Raw genomic sequence first — 19,346 nt, 5'->3', positions numbered from 1 at the left:
TACTCCGCTGATTATTATCTGCATATTCATGCGTAATTAAAAAACTTGCGCAATCAGGTTTGTGTATAGTTAAGATTTTTAAGAGTCAACAATCACTTGCTCAACCAAACCTATAACTCACTGATATTAAATGATTATATTTTCAATGCAGATGAATTTAAACTGCTCTAGTCAAATAAGAGCGCTGTATTTTGGCAGGTATAACATGCGCGAAAAGAAAGTCAAATTTTGCGGCAACCGAGTCGATTGCCGCTATAGATTTATATTCAAACGAAGTGAATACTCATTATTCGTAGCCTCTTGGCTTCTTGGTTTTGATAACAGCAATGTATGCATGCCAACTGGCGTAGCTTAATAAAGGCATAATCACAATAAACCCAGCAGTGCCTGTAATAAAACCAACAAACACTAAACAGAGTATTATCCCAGCCCAAACAACCATGGCAGCAAAATTGGTTTTAACCGCATTCATTGAAGAAATTACCGCAGTCATGATATCAACTCGGCGTTCCATCATAATTTGCGGGGTAAACGCTGAGATAGCAAATACAGTGACCAGTAAGATACCACCGACAATACTACCGAGCGTTAAAAACGCAGATAACTGCTCAAAACTCGGGTTAACAACATTCGGATATAGGGCGTGGATGAGCGCAGCTAAACGCATCCAAACAATCATAATCACCATTAATAACACAGCAAAGCCCCATTCACCTGCTGGGTTTCTAAACATAGATTTAAGGCTATGCATTAGAGTAGGTTTATGGCCTTTTTCAAGCTCCCACGCTACATCATAAAGGCCAGCAGCAAAGGCAGGGCCTATTAATGCAAAGCCAACCACAGCAGGCAAAATAACTAAGTGCGTATCAAACTGATATACAAAATACATAATTGTCGCTGGTATCAAGGTAAATACTAATCCGTAGACAAGGCTCAGTATTGGCGCATTAGCGATGTCCTTAAATGCAAGTGCTAACCAATGAAACGGTGCAGATGCAGATATTTGAGAGCTCTCTAAACAACGAGCAAATTCGTGATTTTTGTTCATAGAAGATGATGCTGGCATAATGTATCCTCATTAAAGGTGACATCTTTAGGTTTAGGTTAACTGTGCAATTCTTGCAACATTGTTAAGTTAATCGGACATCTGTCCTGTACTTTAAACACATATGATTAAAGTATTACGCTTTAGACAAAAATAAGGTTTAATAATGGAAAAGGTATTTCACTTAGGGATCACACGTGACGACTTAAAAGGGGCAACTCTTGCTATCGTACCTGGCGATCCTGACCGCTCAGCACGCATTTCTACGCTTCTTGATAACCCTGAATGCTTAGCGAAGACTCGTGAATTTCATGTTTACCGTGGTGAGCTAAACGGCCACAGTGTTGTCGTTTGTTCAACCGGTATTGGCGGCCCATCTACTTCAATTGCTGTTGAAGAGCTTGCCCAACTTGGTATTGATACCTTTTTGCGAATTGGCACGACCGGTGCTATTCAGCCGCACATCAATGAAGGCGACATTTTAATTAGCCAAGCATCTGTTCGATTAGATGGCGCAAGCCAGCATTTTGCACCACTAAGCTACCCTGCTGTGTCTGACTTTTTTGCTACACAAGCAATGGTCAATGCATGTGATAAATTAGGAATTAATTTCCACATTGGTATTACTGCATCAAGTGACACATTCTACCCAGGTCAAGAGCGTTACGATACTTATTCAGGTTATGTTCCGCGCTCATTCCAAGGCAGCTGTGAAGAGTGGCAAAAACTAGGTGTGATGAACTACGAGATGGAATCAGCAACACTATTTACTATGTGTGCTGCCCTTGGCTTACGCGCAGCATGTGTTGCAGGTGTTTTAGTAAATCGTACTAAACAAGAGATTCCGAATGTTGACCACGGCGAGATTGAGAAAAAATCAGTCGCCGTCGTCATTGAAGCTGCAAAACTATTGCTTAATTAAGCGTTACTTAATTTCGCAATATAGTGCTCAAATGCTGGTGGGTTTGCAAAGCTTGCCAGCACAGATTTAGCCACCTCATATTGATTTTCTGCCCCTTGTGTTTCTAACAAGGTTATCGACTTAACTGTTTTATCATCAAAGCTTAAACCCGCAAGATAAAACTGACTCAATGCACTTTGTAATGGCGAAAGGCTTGGACTATAGGCTGCATTTTCGGCATAGCTTCCGTAAAAATCCCCTTCGGTAAATGTACTTAATTTAACAGCACTAAAATTACCTGTGTATGGCACATATGCATTGAGTGCTAATTGAATAAGTTTTGCGTCATCAATGGTAAGGTCGGCAAATTGTTTATCACTTTGCTTATGCGAAAATAAACACGCATCATTACCTAAATCTTTCGGGCCAAATGAATAAGGTAATAACTCATGAAGGTTAAAGTTACGCTCTGGCAATAAAATCTCAAGTGAGTCTGCAGTACTCAATTCATTCATAAATTGACGGCAATAGCCACAAGGAGCGTCACTGATTGCAATTCTTTGTACTGCTTGCGCGCCATTAAGCCATGCATTATTAATCGCTGATTGCTCAGCATGAACGACTAAACTCAAGGCTTGATGAGAAAACTCAACATTAGCGCCAAAATAGAAATTTGTTTCGTCTTGCTCATTTAACCCAACTGCAATAGCGCCCACGTAGAATTTAGAAATAGGCGCCACAGAAAATAAACTTGCGACGGGTACACAGGCTTTTAGTAACTCAAGTTGGCTAACCTGAAACTGCTGACAAAGAGAAGAAATATCTGTTTGAGATAAGATGCCACGTTGCTGTTTAAGCTGGGCAAAAAGAGAATTTTTTTGTTGATCATTGAAGCTAAACGGCTCTGAATTTTGAGCTAGTTTGCTTGCATCTATCCTAGTTGCTGTCATAACAAATTATAATTATTAATTGGCTAAACAGTTTAAAAGGTTACGTAATGAATTGCTAGGTTTTGGCGGTAAACATCAAGGTAAATCGCACAATAAAAGCTAAAAATTAGCGGTATTTGTAAGCCCAGATATACACAACAAAATAGCGATGACTAGCTCGACCAATTATTGACGAACCAGCCAATTTTTTGCTTTGTTAAAACATTCAAAGTTTTCAGCTTGTAAGTTATAGCGCTTTGCTTTTTGCATAAATAAGTCGTGCATAAAACCATCAAAACTTACGACAATTGCTACAACAGCTTCTTTCAAAGAGTTTGCCACTGCCGGCATAATTGTGAATAAATCAGCAGGTGCGAAATTGTGCGTCAACTCAGACACGTCAACGAGTATTTTATCTGACCCATATAATACTGAGTATTGTTGGGCGATTTGGTAAAAGTTAATCACATCCTGTGCGCTTGCCGTCCCTCTTAACGTCATCATAACTAACGACGTAGATGCATCATAGGTAATGCAAGTAGACACGTTTGACATAAAAATACTCTTAAACTGCGTGAGTGGTTAGGGGTTAACTCTAGCTCTCAGAGTTGAAAGCCAGCATATTTTATTTATAACCCTAACCTAGTCAATAGCTAGCAATTAAATAGGTATGACCAGCATTAAATATAAGAATTTATAACTAGAAAAATACATTTTTGGCGTTACCTTAAATTAACCTTTAATGCTTTTTTTAAACATGCACGAGAATTCTGCCTTTAATTTAAGCCTTTTCAGATGCCCTTAAAATGAGTGAAAACTTACAATGAACATCATCTTAAAGCAGTAGAGTAAACACGTATTGTCAGATGATACATGTTTGCTTGGATAGGAATAAATCATGAGATTCATGGTTCCAATTATCGCAGGCATGTTTTTGTCAGTTCCTTTGCAAGCAACCGCAATTACAGCAACAGAATTTGAAAAACTACGCAACCAAGTCAGAAACACTTACGCAAACTCAAGACAGCTAGGTTTAGAAGAAGTAAATAAAATACTAGCCAATTCTGAGTTGAATCTTGAACAGAAGATCATTATGACTAACTATAAAGCGTGGGTTTTATCTGGTAATAATAAACTAGATGAAGCGATGATTACGCTCGTAGAGTTCGAGAGTATGGTTGCCAAATCGAAAGATAAGAGCCTGATGTATGGCTACTATAATATTTCGGGAAATATCTATTCCCATTTAGGGTTATATCAAGAAGCACTTAATCATTACAAACAAGCGCTCCCTTTTGCAAAGATGAGGAATAATAACCTTGTAATGCAAACTGAAAACAACATCGCTGTTATCTACTTAAAATTACACCTATATAACAATGCAGCAGAAATATTTAAAAAATTTAGAGAGTACAGCAAAACAAATAACCATACCTTTAATGAGTCGTTTACGAGTAATCTTCTTGCTAAGGCTTTGCTTGGTTTAAAAAAATATGACCAAGCATTAGAACTACTTAGTAACATATATAACTTTCAGAAAAGCAACGACTTTCTTTCACACCAAATAGTTAATCTAACCACTCAGGGAAAAATTTATAACTCTCAAGCACAATATAAAAAAGCAGAAATAATATTGAAAAAAGCACTCAATTTACTAAATGAGAATAATCTTCAAAGCGATAAGCTTGCTGTAATATTAGAACTTGCTAAAACATACAAAGCCCAAAATAAACCTGCATTGGCTCTAGCACAAATTCAGTCAATTGATTTAAAAAATAAAAAAATCTCTGACTATCAATTATTGCTAGCTACACAAGAGCTATCAGCCTCTTTGCATTTACAACAAAAAAACTACCATGCAGCAATTGATGCATACAAACAGCTCTATGAAACTCAAGAAAAAATTCTAAGAAGACAAACCAGTACTAATCTTGCCAAAGCGTTAGCAGAATTAGATATAACGACTAAAGAAGCAGAAATAGAACTTTTAACTAAATCAAATCAAGTTCAGGCTTCAAAAAATAAAGCAAATAAAGTGATCTTTATGGCGATTGCTTTTGCCTTATGCTCAATTTTAATCGTATTAACGTTGATGACAGTGAGGACGAAGCAACAAAAGAATGCCCTGTCTAAAACATTAACAAAACTTCATAACACACAAGCACAACTTATTGAAATCGAAAAAATAGCATCGTTAACCGCATTAGTTTCTGGTATGGCGCATCAATTAAATACGCCCATTGGCACCATTGTAACCGCTAGCTCTTTAATTGATGATCAACTTACACTTATTTGCCAAAAGTTTAAATCTCAAGAGCTATCTAGCAAGCACCTTCATAGCTTTTTAAACGATACAAACGATGCAAAAGATTTAATACAGGCTAGCATCGCTCGACTTGCCAGTATTGTCGAAGAATTTAAGGCACTCAATGTGTCTATTGATTTAGATAAACCACTAGTCCAGTTTAACCTAAAAGAAGAAATATCACGCAGAGTTCTGCCTTTCTCAAGTTTTTTAGGAAAGTGTATTAAATTCGATATTCAGGGCGATAATGTTGTAATAACTTCTTACCCTGCAATTATTGGTGACATATTAAAAACCTTAATCATTAATTCCTGCGAACATGGTTTTGCAATAAAGCTACACGGCTTAATTGAGATCGAGATTAAAGCTTTTCCTAAGCATGTCGAAATTATTTATCAAGACAACGGGGTCGGTATTAAGGAAACTATCTTGCATGATATCTTTACTCCTTTCTATACCACTAATATGGGCGATAAACACCTAGGACTTGGGTTAAATGTTGTTTTTAATGCAGTTAAATTTAATTTGAAGGGAGAAATATGCGCCGAGCCTTATGAACACGGCGCACGATTTGTTATTAGCCTACCAATCGATGCTCGATTGGTTGATGATACTTGCTATTAACCGGTATTACGCATACCAGCAGCGATACCTGTCATAGTGATCATCAAGGCATTATCAATATCGCCTTCAGAGCCCACGTCAGCTACGCGTGAACGACGCAGTAACTCAACTTGTAATAAGTTAAGTGGATCTGTGTACGGGTTGCGAAGTGCGATTGACTCTTTGATCCAAGGTTGGTCTGCAAGCAGGCTCTTTTGTGGGCTAAGCGATTGAACAAGCTCAATCGCCTCGCTCAATTCTTGACGTAGCTTCACGCCTAATGGCTTATATTGCTCAGTCACTAGTGCATCATCGTAATGCGCACTTAACCATGAATCGGCTTTACTAAATACCATCTCTAGCATCTCTAAACGAGCACGGAAGAATGGCCATTTTAAGCTCATTTCATGAAGTGTCTCGATGCCATACTTATCTAACGCAGCTTTAAGACCTGTTAACGCACCTAACCAAGCAGGCAACATTAAACGATTTTGGCTCCATGCAAAAATCCATGGAATAGCACGTAGGCTCTCTACGCCACCGTTCGGATTACGCTTCGCAGGGCGAGAGCCTAGTGGCAATTTAGAAAGCTCTTGCTCTGGCGTTGCCATTCTAAAGTAAGGCACAAAGTTTTCATCATGGCGCACAACTTGGCGGTAATGCTCACACGAATCAGCACTAATAAGTTCCATAACATCACGCCATTCGCTCTTTGGCTCTGGCGGTGGTAGCAAGTTACTTTCTAGAACTGCACCGGCGTAAATATTTAAACTTTGTAGCGCAACAGCAGGCAAACCAAACTTAAAGCGGATCATTTCACCTTGCTCTGTTACACGCAGGCCACCTTTTAATGAACCTGGAGGCTGTGAGCGCAGTGCTTGCGCAGCTGGCGCACCACCGCGACCAACCGTACCACCACGACCGTGGAATAAGATAAGCTCAATACCGCGATTTTCGGCTAATTGAACCAGCTTATCCATAGCTTCATATTGTGCCCAACCAGCAGCCATCATACCTGCATCTTTTGCTGAGTCTGAGTAGCCGATCATGACATTTTGTTGGTTTTGAATATGACCACGGTACCAAGTGTTATCAAGTAAACATTCGATAACCTCTTTACCATTATTTAAATCGTCTAACGTTTCAAATAATGGCGCAACCGGTAAGTTAAACTTACAACCACTTTCTTTAAGCAATAACTGTACTGCCAGCACATCAGATGCGGTACGTGCCATCGAGATAATATACAAACCAAATGTTTGAGCATCTTGCGCTGCGATTACATCGAATGTATCTAGCACCTCTTGTACTTCTGGACTTGGTTGCCAATGTTTTGGAATTAGCGGACGTCGAGAGTTTAGCTCAGCAAGTAAAAACGCTTGTTTGTCTTCTTCTTGCCATTGATGGTAATCACCTAAACCTAAATAACGTGTTAGTTCAGAGAAAACATCACCATGACGCGATGAATCCTGACGTACATCAAGTTTTGCAAGGCGCAGACCAAAGCTGTTAATACGGCGCAGAACATCAAGCAGCAAGCCATCGGCAACTACTTTCATGTTGGTTTTAATAAGCGAGCGATAACACACTTCGATTGGGTGTTTAATTTGCGCGATATCGGTAATTAAATCTTCAGAATCAGTGCGCTTTTTCTTAATTTTAGCGCCCAAATGCGTCACAGTTTCAGCAATTTGATTCTTTAATTTTTTAAGTACCGCACGGTAAGGTTCAAAGTCTTGGCCTGCAAGCTCAATAAGCTCATCGCTTGCATCCGACATTGATAGCTCATTGCTTAGCGTTTCGATATCACGGGAATACAAATCGAGTGCCATCCAGCGGCCATGATCAAGTACTTGCTGTGTGACTTCAGCGGTGACGAACGGGTTACCATCACGGTCACCGCCCATCCAAGAAGTAAATTCTATTGGGCTGAAATCAATAGGCAGCTCAAGATCAAGCTCTGATTTTACGTCCTCGCCAAACTCCCGTAAGAAACGCGGAACAGCGTGCCATAAGCTATTTTCAATAACCGCAAAACCCCATTTAGCTTCGTCAATTGGCGTTGGGCGTGAGCGACGAATGTCGTCGGTATGCCACGCTTGGCTAATAAGTTGGGCAATGCGGTTTAATAAATCTGCACGTTCACTTGGTAAGTTGTCTTTACGCTCTAAAGAGGCAAGGCAATCACTTAATTCAACGTGTTTATTGATCATTGTACGGCGTGTCACCTCAGTTGGGTGAGCCGTCAGGACTAAATTGATGTGGAGTTTTGAGAGTGTTTGTGCCAAGTGATTCGGATCAACTTGACCTTGCTTTGAAGCTGTTGCTAACGCTTTTAATGTTTGAGTGAGAGGGTTTAGTTGGCAAAAGCCAACATCATTAAAGCGCGATACGGTATGAAATTGTTCAGCAACATTAGCAAGATTCAAAAAATGATTAAATGAGCGTGCAACCGGTAATAGTTCTTCATCTGTGAGAGCGTGTAGTACTTCGATAAGCGCCTGTCTGTCGGCTTCGTTACCACTACGTGACGATTTAGATAAAGCGCGAATCTCTTCTACCTTATCTAAAATGGCTTGTCCTTGTGCATCTTTAATGGTTTGACCCAGCATTTGTCCAAGCATACTAACATTACCGCGAAGTGCAGCGTATTGTTCACTCATTCTCATACTCCTTTCTTTAACTAAGTTGAAAGTACTTACTGCACAGTATTTAGCCAAGCACGAGCGCAGCTAAATACTGATCCCTTTTATTAATATCATTGTCAGCGTTAATTTAATAGATCGAATTTTCTAACATACTCGTAAAAAAGAATAACCAATCTATAAACATAAAAGTGTAATAAATACGCAGCTTAGTCAGCTACAAAGCGTTAAAGCTAGCTCAATTGGTAAAATGGACTTACCAATTTAAAAGGTAAAATCCCCGTAAATTAAGGCATCCTTTATGTTTGCATGGTCAAATCTTTACCCGCCTTTTTTTATATGTTTGTAGGGTTAGCTCAAGACAAACAGAGCTACTATCATTTTATTAGTTGGTGATAGTTTGAGCGAAATTTTTTTCAAATATTTTTATAACAGGTCAAAAATGCAACTCTATATTTTGTGTGGTGCACGCAGTGAAATTGCAAATGCCTATTTCACTACTCTTCATAAACAAATCAACACGGGTCATATCGTCACCATCAGTCGAGATGAATTTAAGGCAAGTTTCAATGAGTCATCAAGCAATGAGATAAGTCACCAGCATTTTATTACTGATTATTCAGAGCAAAGCTTAAGTGGCATTGCTAAAGAACTTGCCGATGGCCACTATGATTTAGCCCAGTTGATGATATTTAACGGCCTATTACATGATCCAGATAATGCGCCTGAACGTAAACTTGAACAAATATCTGAGCAGCACTTTATAAATAGCATGATGACGAATGCTCTACTACCAATTCGCTGTGTGACTTTATTCTCATCGCTTTTAAAGCCACAAGTTTCAACTGTGGTGTGTGCCCTTAGTGCACGTGTTGGTAGCATCAGTGATAACAAGTTAGGCGGTTGGTATAGCTATCGGGCATCGAAGGCGGCATTAAATATGTTATTTAAATCTGCAGCGATTGAACTTAGCAGACGCAATAAAAAGTGCTACTGCGTGTTATTTCACCCAGGTACCACTGATACGCCGTTATCAAAACCCTTTCAGGCAAATGTACCCAAAGGAAAGTTATTTACCCCTAAGTTTGTAGCCGAGCAGCTGTATTCATTGATAAGTGATGCTGACTATTTACAACAATCACAAAACCCTGCCTACTTTGACTGGCAAGGAAAACCCATAGACTGGTAACAGGAAATTTATGCATTTTACAAAACAAGTCATTGCTGATTTAGAAAACCGCTACCGCGCTCATTTAATTAATAGTTTGTCGGGGTTTAAAAGTGCCAACTTAATCGGCACTCAAGATAGCAACGGCCAAACCAATTTGGCGATTGTCAGTTCAGTATTTCATCTTGGGGCACATCCCCCTTTAGTGGGTATGATCATAAGGCCTCATTCAGTGCCTCGCCATACCTTAGAGAACTTATTAGCCACTAAGCAGTACACGATTAACCACGTGAACAAAGACATTTATAACAAAGCACATCAAACATCAGCACGCTACGACAAAGACGAGTCTGAATTTGATGCAACAGGGCTCAGTACTGAATACCTAAATGACTTTACAGCGCCTTTTGTTAAAGAAAGTAAGCTTAAATATGCGCTTGAGCTGAAAGAACACCATCACCTTGCCATCAATGGCACTGAGCTGATCATAGGTGAAATAACCGATATTTACTTAGATGAGGCTTGCTTGCAAGAAGATGGCTTTGTCGATATTGAAGCCATTGACACAGTCACAGTGAGCGGGCTTGATAGTTACCATGTAACTGAACGTTTAGCCCGCTTAGCGTATGCTAAAAAATAACCTTAATTTAGCAATAGATTATAAATGGCTTAGGCGCATGGGTTAACACCTCAAAACCAGATTCGGTGACAACTATGTCATCTTCAAGGCGTACACCACCATAGCCTGGTATATAAATGCCAGGCTCAATAGTGATCACATTACCAACTTCAAGGTTGTAGTCTGTCAATGTGTTAATAAATGGCACTTCATGTAAAAATAGCCCTAAACCATGGCCAAGCCCTTTACCGGCGTACTCACCAAAGCCCGCTTCAGCAATCACCTTGTTTGATATAGCATTTAAATCTAAACAATTAACACCCGATTTAACCATTTCTAGTGCCGCATTTTGTGCATCAAGAACAGTATTATAAATACGGGTTTGTTTTTCTGACGCTTCGCCAATGATGTAACTGCGGGTCATATCAGAGCGATAGCCATTTACAACCGCACCAAAATCAAGGGTTACAAAGTCACCTTGCTTTAAAACCTGATCTGACGGGTTACCGTGCGGCAAGGCTGAGCGCTCTGCAAATAGCATAATGGTGGCAAACGACATACCTTCTGAACCTAGCTTTTGCATTCTAAATTCAAGCTCTAAGGCAAGGTCACGCTCAGTTACACCCGGTTTAAAATAAGGTAGCGTTTGTGCTAATGCTTCATCAGCGATGGCCGCAGCAGCTTTGATTTGCGCAACTTCCCAGTTGTCTTTAACGCGTCTAAGTTTTTCAATTAAGCCGTTTACCGCTGTTAGAGTGTGACCGGTTAGTTCATCTGCCACACCTTGCCAAATTGCTACCGTGACATAGCTTGCATCAAATGCGACATGGCTGTTCGGGTTAAGGTGCCTATTTATACAATGGCCAAGGGTTTCGTTGTCTCTGTCTCGACAAACAACTTCAAACCCAGTTGTTTCTGCAATTGCACGTTGGTGGTATCGGTAATCAGTGATCAACACACACGCATCTTGAGTAATTAATGCATAAGCAGCATTACCGCTAAAACCACTTAAGTAACGAATATTTTCATGACCAAGTACTAACATGGCGCTGTAACCTTGTTGCTCTAGCAAGGCTTTAAATTCAGCTTGTCTTTTTAAGTAATTAACTTGCATTGTCGCTCCTTATTTTTTGCGCATGCTAACAGTTATGTCCATAAATACGAATATTATGCGATTAGTCGCAGTGAGTTTGCATCAACTGTTTACTCAAGCCACAATGCAGAAAAAACCAAGGAGTACACAATGACAACATATGGTATTGGCACACAAACGCCAGAGCAGGCGCTTGACTCTTTGTCAGATATGACAACAGATTTAACCCCTATTCAAAATGACGAATTTGATGCGCGTATCGCAAAAGCACAAGCGTATCTGCAAGCAAACAACATTGATGCAATTTATTTAAATGCAGGCACTAACCTAGCCTATTTTACAGGGATGCGTTGGTACGCAAGTGAGCGTTTAGTTGGCGCTATTTTACCTGCAAAAGGTGATGTGCAATACATAGCGCCGTTTTTTGAAATCGGCAGCTTAAACGATTTTATGGTGATTGATGGCCCAATTCGTGGTTGGCAAGAACACGAAAACCCTTATCAACTATGTGTAGATGTTCTTACAGAAATGGGCATTAGCAAAACAGGCACCCTTGGTATTGATGAAAGCGCACAGTTTTTCATCTACGACGGCATTAATAAAGCTAACGGCAATTACAACATTGTTAACGCACAGTGCGTGACAGCGCACTGCCGTATGCATAAATCAGCCAATGAACTTGCCTTAATGCAACGTGCTATGGACATGACTTTAGAAGTACACAAAGCAACGGCAAGTATGCTTTATGAAGGTATCACCACAACTGAGGTTGAAGCCTTTATTAAAAAAGCGCACCAAAAAGTCGGCGCACCGGGTAACTATTTTTGTATTGTGTTATTTGGTGTTGCGTCGTCTTTTCCGCATGGTGTTAAAAACCCGCAAACCCTTAAAAAAGGTGACGTGGTACTGATTGATACTGGCTGTAAAGTGCATGATTACCTCTCTGACATTACCCGTACTTATGTATTTGGTGAAGCAACCGAACGTCAACGTATGTTTTGGCAACACGAGAAAAATGCCCAACTTGCTGCTTTTGCTGCCGCAAAAAATGGTGTGGCATGTGGCAAAGTAGACGATGCTGCAAGACAGTACCTTGCCGAAAATGGCATGGGACCAGAGTATCAAACACCAGGCTGCCCACACAGAACCGGCCATGGCATTGGTTTAGATATTCATGAATGGCCATACCTCGTGGGTGGTAACCCTACCCCACTCGCAACAGGTATGTGTTTTAGTAATGAACCTATGATTGTCGTACCTGATGAGTTTGGTATTCGCTTAGAAGATCACTTTTATATGACAGACGAAGGTCCGCGTTGGTTTACCGAGCCTGCTCATAGCATCGATGACCCATTTGGGTTAGCTAAATAAAATTCAAATAAACTTTATAAGGCCAGTTTTCTGGCCTTTTTTGTATCTTAATTATTACAATCATTAACAGTGTGGACATTTTAGAGACAACCTATCCGCTTTTATCATGTTATGATTTCAAGAATTTAACCTAACATAATTACGGAGAATAAATGGGTTTACGTTTTAAAGTTCCACATACCCTGATACTGCTGCTGGGCATGATGGTTGTTGCGCTTATTGCTACCTGGTTAGTACCACAAGGTTTTTTCACGACTACATTAAGTGAATCAGGCCGAGAAATGGTTGTTGCGGGCACCTATCAAACGGTTGCTGAGCGCCATTACTTAACTCCATGGGATTTATTACAAGCCATACCTCGCGCTTTTGCTGCTGCTCAAGATGTTATTTTCTTTGTGTTAATTGTGGGCGGCGTATTAGCTGTTGCACGTGCCACAGGCACTGTTGATGCGCTCATTGGTAGGCTTTTAGAGCGACACGGTAAAAAACCGCAACGATTAATCTTTATGGTGGTGTTTTGCTTTGCCTTAGCATCAAGCAGTATTGGTACCGCCGGCGAATATATTCCTTTTGTTATTATTCTCGTCGCGCTTTGTAAAGCAATGCGCCTAGATGCAATGACCGCCGTAGGGATGATAGTCGCAGGTTATGGCATTGGTTATGGGGTATCGGCATTTAACCCATTTACGGTATTAATCGCACAGCAAATTGCAGGCATTCCTGTTTACTCTGGTCTGTGGTTACGTTTAGCTATATTTATTCCATTTGTACTCATTGGTTTTCATCATGTTTGGCAATACACCAAAAAGGTAGCGAACGATCCGTCTAAATCAATGATGATTGGCGTGCCTTGCCCACTGGAAAATCAAACAGCAACAAGTTACCCAGCACTTGCCCTGCGCCATAAACTAGTTTTAGGCAGCTTTATTATTACCCTAGCAATTGCAGTATGGGGCATCGCAACTAAGGGCTGGTACTTATACGAGCTAGGTGGTGTTTTTATTGCTTGGGGTGTGGTTGTATCCATTTTAGGCAAACTATCTGCTGATGAAGCAGCAAACAAATTTATAGAAGGCGTATCTGATCTTGTTACCACCGCAGTGTTAATTGGTGTTGCACGGGGTATCGCCCTTATTTTAGAAGACGGCCAAATCCTGCATAGCCTTGTACATGGCATGTCGTTACCGCTTTCTTATGTATCTGCTGAAATATCTGCAATTGGCATGCTGGTTATTCAAACCCTACTCAATACGTTTATTCCTTCTGGATCAGGCCAAGCTTATGTCACCATGCCATTAATGGCGCCACTAGGTGATTTAGTCGGTGTACCAAGACAAGTTGCTGTGCTTGCTTACCAATTTGGTGATGGCTTTTCAAATATGATCATACCTACCAATGCCGTACTTATGGGCATTTTAGGGATGGCAGGTGTGCCCTACGGACATTGGTTTAGATTCTGTTTACCACTACTAATTAAACTAATGGTCGCAGCATCGGTTGTATTAGTATTAGCTGTAATGTTTGGCTATGGCTTAGATGTGCAGCCCACACTTAATTAATTTAGTTGAGTGAGCTAATTGGCTCCTAAGTTAATGATGCCCGCTAACACCTGTGTGTTAGCGTGGCTCTGTGCATTACATGCCACGAAATATTGTCGGATAAAAAAAGCTAATTATAAAAACTTCTGTACGAAAGCTTTTAACTCGTCTTTCTCAGCTTCACTAGCAAATGAATTTGCCGTAATGATCAAGATTGTGGATTAACAATATACGTTATGAGTTCTTTAAATAGTTTGTGATGTACGTAGTGAAGTTTTTTGAGCAGAAAGTAAGGGTTTTACAGATTTAGCCTCTTCTTGATAACGGTTTCTCGTATCCCATAAATCTACGGAGTGCTGGATATTAAGCCAAAACTCTGGGGTATTCCCTAACGCAGCAGCTAGCTTAATTGCAAGTGGCGCCGTTAAGCTACCGCCATTAATCAAGTTACTAACTGTATTTCTATGCACACCCATTGCTTCAGCTAAAATTTTTGATGTAATGCCCATAGGCTCCAAAAACTCTAGCTTCAGCATTTCACCTACACTCACTGGACGACGCTTTGTAATACGCATAACCCTTACCTCAATACTTATGAGGGTCTAAATAGGTGTTTTCTGCTACACCATCAACCCACTTAAAAATCAATCGATACTGTTTGTTCACTCGTATTGAGCCCCAATCTTTCAAGTTACTTTCAAGTTACTTTCAAGTTACTTTCAAGATATTCAAACCGGTTACCTGGTGGTACTCTTAAGTCAGATTCAGCCTTTGCTGCATCTAATATTTCTAGCTTACGATATAAAGCATTCTTGATAACCTTAGGGATTAATCGATGCCGCTTTTCCTCTTCATAGAATGCTTAGAGCCACTCATCCTTAAAATTTACAGCCATATCCTTGCACTGTCCCCTTGTGCATCAGTACAGAAATTGTAGCGCACAGTCATAATGTGCACAATATATACGTTTAAAAATCACTCTAGGCACTTTTTTCGTGTATAAACTTATTTGTAGAAAACCATTTTTCAATATAAATAAGTTGGTACTGAAGGACGGCTCTGTGCCAAAAGCAAAAAATAAGCCTTACCTTGATTCTGCCCCAAAATAATTTAGGTTAAATGCTCTAACTGCTGCTTTGAGCAATCAAGAAACGGTCCAAGCCCTACACATTGAATGATAAGTTAACGCATCTTTAATAATAGCTAGAAAATTTTGCTTAATGGGCTTACAACACCGTTTGCTCCTTGTTGTAAAACATGGGTGTAAATCTGTGTGGTTTTGACATCAGAGTGGCCCAATTGTGCTTGAACGGTGCGAATATCGGCGCCACTTTGCAATAGGTGCGTTGCAAATGAATGGCGCAAGGTATGAGGCGTAATAACCTTTGTAATCAAAATCAATGTCCTTTACTCGCAATTGCACCGCTTCCATCACACGCAAACCACTTCCATACATTAACCCCGTGATTAAGTAATATCGCTTGGAAAGATGACTCATCAATTGCTTTACTTCATCAGGCGTCATCACTACAGGCAGCTTGGGTTGTCGATTACTTCGTGCAAAATTCAAGTTTAAAGAAAGCTCATTTTTGACAATATGTTTATATAAAAAAGCGAGCGCATTTAAAGCTGCACTTTGTGTTCTAGGTGACATATTACGTTTTAATACAATATGGTCTAAAAACGCTTTGACTTCTGCATCTCCCATTGAGCTTGGGTGACGTTTGTTGTGAAAGTGAATAAATTTTGCGATCCAACCTAAATAAGCATTAATTGTTCTTAATGAATACTGACGAGTGAGCATATAGTCTGCAATGTAGTTTAAATAAGGAGAGCGAGTTTTCATTTTCATTCCTTTGAAATGAGGCTGTATATATATACAGTTTTAGCTCAGTCGCTCGTATAGGCAAGAAAACGACCCAATCGCTCGTTTTTATCCTGAGGTAAAAGCGTGAACTCTTAAATTTTATTAACACTGGTAATTAGTTAACAAGTTTGTTAGAAATAATCTAATAAGAAAAACGAGCTACGCTGTGGTAGAAAAACGCGCGATTAGCTCGCTATAAACATGTTATAAGCCACAATAGCCACCGTCACTTTGGAACCCTGTGAGTATTTTAAAACTAGAGAAACGATATTTTAACTTTTGGCTTTTATTAGCGTATTTCCTCGTTATTGGGTTAATTGATTCCCAATTATTCAGCCCAATACTCATATTATTAGCTATTCCTTTAAGCTACTTATTTCCTGAAAAACGCGAAAGTGGTTATTTCTTGGATGCTATTGATTTAGGGGAGTATTCTGACCAATATTTATATGCATTATATCGAGCGTTTCTTTCATACACGTATATTTATTTGGCATATTCCATTAACTATCAGCTTTCGTTGGATATAGTATTTTTTATTTTCTGGTGCACTGGCGGTTTTTTATATTCATTCGCGGCTACATTTGTACCCAAGGATGGCTTCAAAACAGGCGGTAATTTTAAAGTAGTTCAACTTTATGCAATCATGTATCTTTTAGTTACTTTACTATTAACTTATTGGATAATAGTTAGTTTTAAAGGGCTTGATTGGTTTAGTCCCTTAGTCACAAATATCTATCATTTAGTTATCGGTGGCTTATAACAAGGCAATTATGTGTGGGACGCAAAACACTTGGCTTGCGCTCCTTCGTCGCTAATTTTAGCCAAGCATTAATGCGCCCCATATTGCGGCGTTATATGCCTAAGGGAAATCGAGCACTTGAAATACATAGATGTAACTTGGAACCATGAATCGAGCGTATATCCTATAAGGCTTGTTTCGGAGGTCGGTGCTGATAATTTCGAAATCAGAAAACTTGAGTTTTTCTCAGACGGCACTGTGGGCATTGCTACAAGTAATCAAAGTTCGAAAACAACATTACTTGGAACTGATGTAGTCCCTAGTATCGAAGAAATAAACTCAGATCCTTTATTTTTCGCAAAGGTTATTACTCAGCAAGAGTTTGACAAACTTTGGGAAATACATGTTGTAAACGGCATATAACAAAGCAAATTAAAAAGTGCGGACAAAAAACAGTTGGCTTTGTTCGTTCCTCACAAATTGTAGCCAACTATTTTTAGCCGTTTATTTGCGGCGTTATATTTCTATTGAGTCACTGGCATGAGTATAAATCAAGAATTGCTACCACTAGCGATTAAAAACTTCAGGAGCATATTGAATTCAGGCTTTAGCTCCGTATTGGCTTCATATGAATCATATGCAAAAGAAGCTGATTCAAGAGATAGAGACTTTGCCGTTTGCTTTGATGATTATTTCCATGATTGGGCGCAATCAAATTGGGAATTAATTGTTGAAAGAACTGTTTGCTCCAATGAATCTAGCTTAGTGATATACGGTTGTGGTAGCGACTATGAAGCTGCGGCACATAGCCGAGTTTTCTTTCACTCAATTGCTCCTACCCATGAAATTACTTGCAATAAAGGCCAGTTGGTGACTGATTTGTTCACTAGTGAGGGTATTGACCTTTTAAAGTATGATTTTGAAGGTTTTGTATCTTTTAGAGATGGAATTTATGATTTAAGCCCGCCTTTTGACCATATACTTTTCACTGAAAAAGAGTTTGAGGGTTGCGAAAGGCACGTAGTTATTTCTCTAAACGGAGTGATTTGGAGTGCAGTAGAAATATAACAAGTTAATTAAACAATAGACGTAAAACAGCAGGCTTGCGCTCATTCTTCGCTTAGTTTAGCCTGCTATTTTTCGCCGTTTATTAAGGCGTTAGGTATACTAATGAGTCTGATGCCAATGGCTGATGCCGTTTCCGATGAAAAGTATAAAAAAGAAGCAATGAGAATTATTGCTGAAAGGCAGTTGGTTGGGGCAGCCAACAATACCAAATGGAATGAGCTTATTTCTGAGGTTCGCGATTTTTCAAAAAAACCTTGTTACCGAACAAAGGTAGTTAACGGTTACATTTCTGGTTGCGATAGCGAATGGTACTATCACTTGCCATTCACACTGCTGAGTGTTGAGTGGATTGATATTGATTTGTCTGAAAAGGTTCTAAACCTTATTCAACGCATCGGCTTTGAATTTGAAGCGACAGACTCATTTATAAGAGTTTGGGGTTACTTTCCAAAGTGTTACAAAGAATTTGGTGCAAAGTATACCTAACAAACGCATCAATGAATGGACGTCTTTAGCTTGGCTGTCGCTCATTCTTCGCTATTTTAGCCAAGCTTAATCCGCCCATTATGCGGGCGTTAGGCAACTCGATGAAATGTAGCGTCTGTGGAAATAAATCTAAACGGAAAATCGAATTTAAAATTAGTCTGTTAGATTGTTTTGGATTGTTTGTACTTTGCATTCCTTTTGCCTCAATTTTGTTTGCGATAGTCTACGGAGTAACATCACTGTTTGTCGGTGCCGTTGGATCAATTTTGGCAGGTGTAAACACAAACCCTGTACTTTTAAGGTCTTTAGTATCTGTAGTTATTTTGTATTTAATACTTACACGCTTTTTAGTGAAGTACATGCCAAAATTGCTCAACATTCTTGGGTATTTCATCAACTATAAGTTGGTTATCTCGGCAGATTGTGACAAATGTAATCAAAGGTGTGTAATGCATAGTTACCCAACTGAGCCTCATGCGTAACACATTGCCTAACAAGCAATTAAACAGGGATAAAAAACTTGCGGGCTATTCGCTTCGCTCAATTTTAGCCTACAATTTTTTACCCGTTAATCGAGCGTTATGTATTTCTTAGGTTTAAAGTATGAAAACAATTAGGTGGACAATAATCACCATAATCTTCGCTTTAAGTGTATATTTTGAAGTTGTGTGGATTTATTATCCTGTTTCAGTACTTTTCTTCATTTTTGCGTTAATGGGGACTATTGCTTTATTTACAGTAAATAGTACTGACTTTGCCCAAGGAGCAATAGACCGAAATTTAGGTTGGGCTTTGTATATTAATAGCTTTATTAATACTGGAGTTCTAATTTATCTAGGGTGGAATATTGTTGTATTGCTCTATGCAGTGATGATTTGTATGGGCTTATCAAAAAGGTTAACTGGTTTGTATAAGCTAAGGTTAAAAAATACATAACAAGTGCCTAAACCTAAGGACGCAAAACAG

Annotated in this window: 20 protein-coding genes and 1 pseudogene; 11 read left to right on the top strand and 10 right to left on the bottom strand. The window is 39.4% G+C overall.

Features of this window, described 5'->3' with window-relative positions:
* Nucleotides 1-286: 286 nt before the first annotated feature.
* The gene (locus AOG27_RS06325; protein WP_054552165.1) at nt 287-1,066 is read right to left on the bottom strand and encodes a DUF2189 domain-containing protein; all 780 of its coding nucleotides are present in this window, start codon (nt 1,064-1,066) and stop codon (nt 287-289) included.
* Nucleotides 1,067-1,211: 145 nt separating this feature from the next.
* Between AOG27_RS06325 and udp the strand changes: the two genes are divergently transcribed.
* Nucleotides 1,212-1,967 carry a uridine phosphorylase gene (udp, locus tag AOG27_RS06320; RefSeq protein ID WP_054552164.1) on the top strand — a complete coding sequence of 252 codons (756 nt, stop codon included), beginning with the start codon at nt 1,212-1,214 and terminating at the stop codon, nt 1,965-1,967.
* Here the strand turns inward: udp and cdd are convergent.
* Nucleotides 1,964-2,896, bottom strand: a complete 933-nt coding sequence (gene cdd, locus AOG27_RS06315) for a cytidine deaminase (protein WP_054552163.1) — start codon at nt 2,894-2,896, stop codon at nt 1,964-1,966. The two genes, udp and cdd, sit on opposite strands and share 4 nt — an antisense overlap.
* Nucleotides 2,897-3,061: 165 nt before the next feature.
* Nucleotides 3,062-3,430, bottom strand: coding sequence for a hypothetical protein (locus AOG27_RS06310; RefSeq protein WP_054552162.1), 369 nt, complete (start codon nt 3,428-3,430; stop codon nt 3,062-3,064).
* Between the two features lie 343 nt (nt 3,431-3,773).
* On the opposite strand from AOG27_RS06310, the gene AOG27_RS06305 reads away from it, so the two are divergent.
* A complete protein-coding gene (locus AOG27_RS06305) occupies nt 3,774-5,804 on the top strand; it encodes an ATP-binding protein (RefSeq protein ID WP_054552161.1) in 2,031 nt (676 codons plus the stop codon).
* Here the strand turns inward: AOG27_RS06305 and ppc are convergent.
* Nucleotides 5,801-8,446, bottom strand: coding sequence for a phosphoenolpyruvate carboxylase (gene ppc / locus AOG27_RS06300; RefSeq protein ID WP_054552160.1), 2,646 nt, complete (start codon nt 8,444-8,446; stop codon nt 5,801-5,803). The genes AOG27_RS06305 and ppc overlap by 4 nt on opposite strands.
* 424 nt (nt 8,447-8,870) lie before the next feature.
* On the opposite strand from ppc, the gene AOG27_RS06295 reads away from it, so the two are divergent.
* Together AOG27_RS06295 and AOG27_RS06290 are read left to right on the top strand one after the other, a co-directional pair.
* Nucleotides 8,871-9,617 (top strand): SDR family NAD(P)-dependent oxidoreductase, encoded by a 747-nt coding sequence (locus AOG27_RS06295; RefSeq protein WP_054552159.1) that lies wholly within the window; start codon nt 8,871-8,873, stop codon nt 9,615-9,617.
* Between the two features lie 10 nt (nt 9,618-9,627).
* Nucleotides 9,628-10,236, top strand: a complete 609-nt coding sequence (locus tag AOG27_RS06290) for a flavin reductase family protein (protein ID WP_054552158.1) — start codon at nt 9,628-9,630, stop codon at nt 10,234-10,236.
* A gap of 7 nt (nt 10,237-10,243) precedes the next feature.
* Here AOG27_RS06290 and AOG27_RS06285 read toward each other — a convergent pair whose 3' ends face one another.
* Nucleotides 10,244-11,329: a M24 family metallopeptidase gene (locus AOG27_RS06285; protein ID WP_054552157.1), complete on the bottom strand. Its 1,086-nt coding sequence runs from the start codon at nt 11,327-11,329 to the stop codon at nt 10,244-10,246.
* Between the two features lie 129 nt (nt 11,330-11,458).
* Between AOG27_RS06285 and AOG27_RS06280 the strand changes: the two genes are divergently transcribed.
* Both AOG27_RS06280 and AOG27_RS06275 read left to right on the top strand, forming a co-directional pair.
* Nucleotides 11,459-12,679 carry a M24 family metallopeptidase gene (locus tag AOG27_RS06280; protein WP_054552156.1) on the top strand — a complete coding sequence of 407 codons (1,221 nt, stop codon included), beginning with the start codon at nt 11,459-11,461 and terminating at the stop codon, nt 12,677-12,679.
* Between the two features lie 152 nt (nt 12,680-12,831).
* Nucleotides 12,832-14,238 (top strand): YfcC family protein, encoded by a 1,407-nt coding sequence (locus tag AOG27_RS06275; RefSeq protein ID WP_054552155.1) that lies wholly within the window; start codon nt 12,832-12,834, stop codon nt 14,236-14,238.
* Nucleotides 14,239-14,462: 224 nt separating this feature from the next.
* On the opposite strand, the gene AOG27_RS06270 is transcribed toward AOG27_RS06275, so the two are convergent.
* The 4 genes and pseudogenes from AOG27_RS06270 to AOG27_RS21895 all read right to left on the bottom strand — a co-directional run bounded on the left by AOG27_RS06270 (nt 14,463) and on the right by AOG27_RS21895 (nt 16,063).
* Nucleotides 14,463-14,792: a HigA family addiction module antitoxin gene (locus AOG27_RS06270; protein WP_054552154.1), complete on the bottom strand. Its 330-nt coding sequence runs from the start codon at nt 14,790-14,792 to the stop codon at nt 14,463-14,465.
* Between the two features lie 10 nt (nt 14,793-14,802).
* A complete protein-coding gene (locus AOG27_RS21855; protein ID WP_268795032.1) occupies nt 14,803-14,883 on the bottom strand; it encodes a type II toxin-antitoxin system RelE/ParE family toxin in 81 nt (26 codons plus the stop codon).
* 31 nt (nt 14,884-14,914) lie between these two features.
* A complete protein-coding gene (locus AOG27_RS21850) occupies nt 14,915-15,034 on the bottom strand; it encodes a type II toxin-antitoxin system RelE/ParE family toxin (RefSeq protein WP_268795031.1) in 120 nt (39 codons plus the stop codon).
* A 386-nt stretch (nt 15,035-15,420) separates the two neighbouring features.
* Nucleotides 15,421-16,063 (bottom strand): annotated as a pseudogene (locus AOG27_RS21895) (tyrosine-type recombinase/integrase).
* A gap of 262 nt (nt 16,064-16,325) precedes the next feature.
* Here AOG27_RS21895 and AOG27_RS06260 point away from each other — a divergent pair.
* From AOG27_RS06260 to AOG27_RS06245, 4 genes are all read left to right on the top strand, one after another.
* A complete protein-coding gene (locus tag AOG27_RS06260) occupies nt 16,326-16,847 on the top strand; it encodes a hypothetical protein (RefSeq protein WP_054552153.1) in 522 nt (173 codons plus the stop codon).
* A gap of 117 nt (nt 16,848-16,964) precedes the next feature.
* Entirely contained in the window at nt 16,965-17,249 is a 285-nt protein-coding gene (locus AOG27_RS06255) for a DUF6881 domain-containing protein (protein WP_054552152.1), read from the top strand.
* A gap of 117 nt (nt 17,250-17,366) precedes the next feature.
* Nucleotides 17,367-17,894 (top strand): hypothetical protein, encoded by a 528-nt coding sequence (locus AOG27_RS06250; protein ID WP_152967117.1) that lies wholly within the window; start codon nt 17,367-17,369, stop codon nt 17,892-17,894.
* A gap of 102 nt (nt 17,895-17,996) precedes the next feature.
* Nucleotides 17,997-18,380, top strand: coding sequence for a DUF6678 family protein (locus AOG27_RS06245; protein WP_054552150.1), 384 nt, complete (start codon nt 17,997-17,999; stop codon nt 18,378-18,380).
* A 223-nt stretch (nt 18,381-18,603) separates the two neighbouring features.
* On the opposite strand, the gene AOG27_RS21500 is transcribed toward AOG27_RS06245, so the two are convergent.
* Nucleotides 18,604-18,774 carry a hypothetical protein gene (locus tag AOG27_RS21500; protein ID WP_161804343.1) on the bottom strand — a complete coding sequence of 57 codons (171 nt, stop codon included), beginning with the start codon at nt 18,772-18,774 and terminating at the stop codon, nt 18,604-18,606.
* Nucleotides 18,775-18,983: 209 nt separating this feature from the next.
* Between AOG27_RS21500 and AOG27_RS06240 the strand changes: the two genes are divergently transcribed.
* Nucleotides 18,984-19,316 carry a hypothetical protein gene (locus AOG27_RS06240; protein ID WP_054552149.1) on the top strand — a complete coding sequence of 111 codons (333 nt, stop codon included), beginning with the start codon at nt 18,984-18,986 and terminating at the stop codon, nt 19,314-19,316.
* Nucleotides 19,317-19,346: the final 30 nt, after the last annotated feature.

This window comes from Pseudoalteromonas lipolytica, from assembly GCF_001306915.1.
GTDB lineage: Bacteria > Pseudomonadota > Gammaproteobacteria > Enterobacterales > Alteromonadaceae > Pseudoalteromonas > Pseudoalteromonas simplex.
Note: the sequence above shows the minus strand (reverse complement) of the source record. Positions and strands in the feature narration are given on the sequence as shown.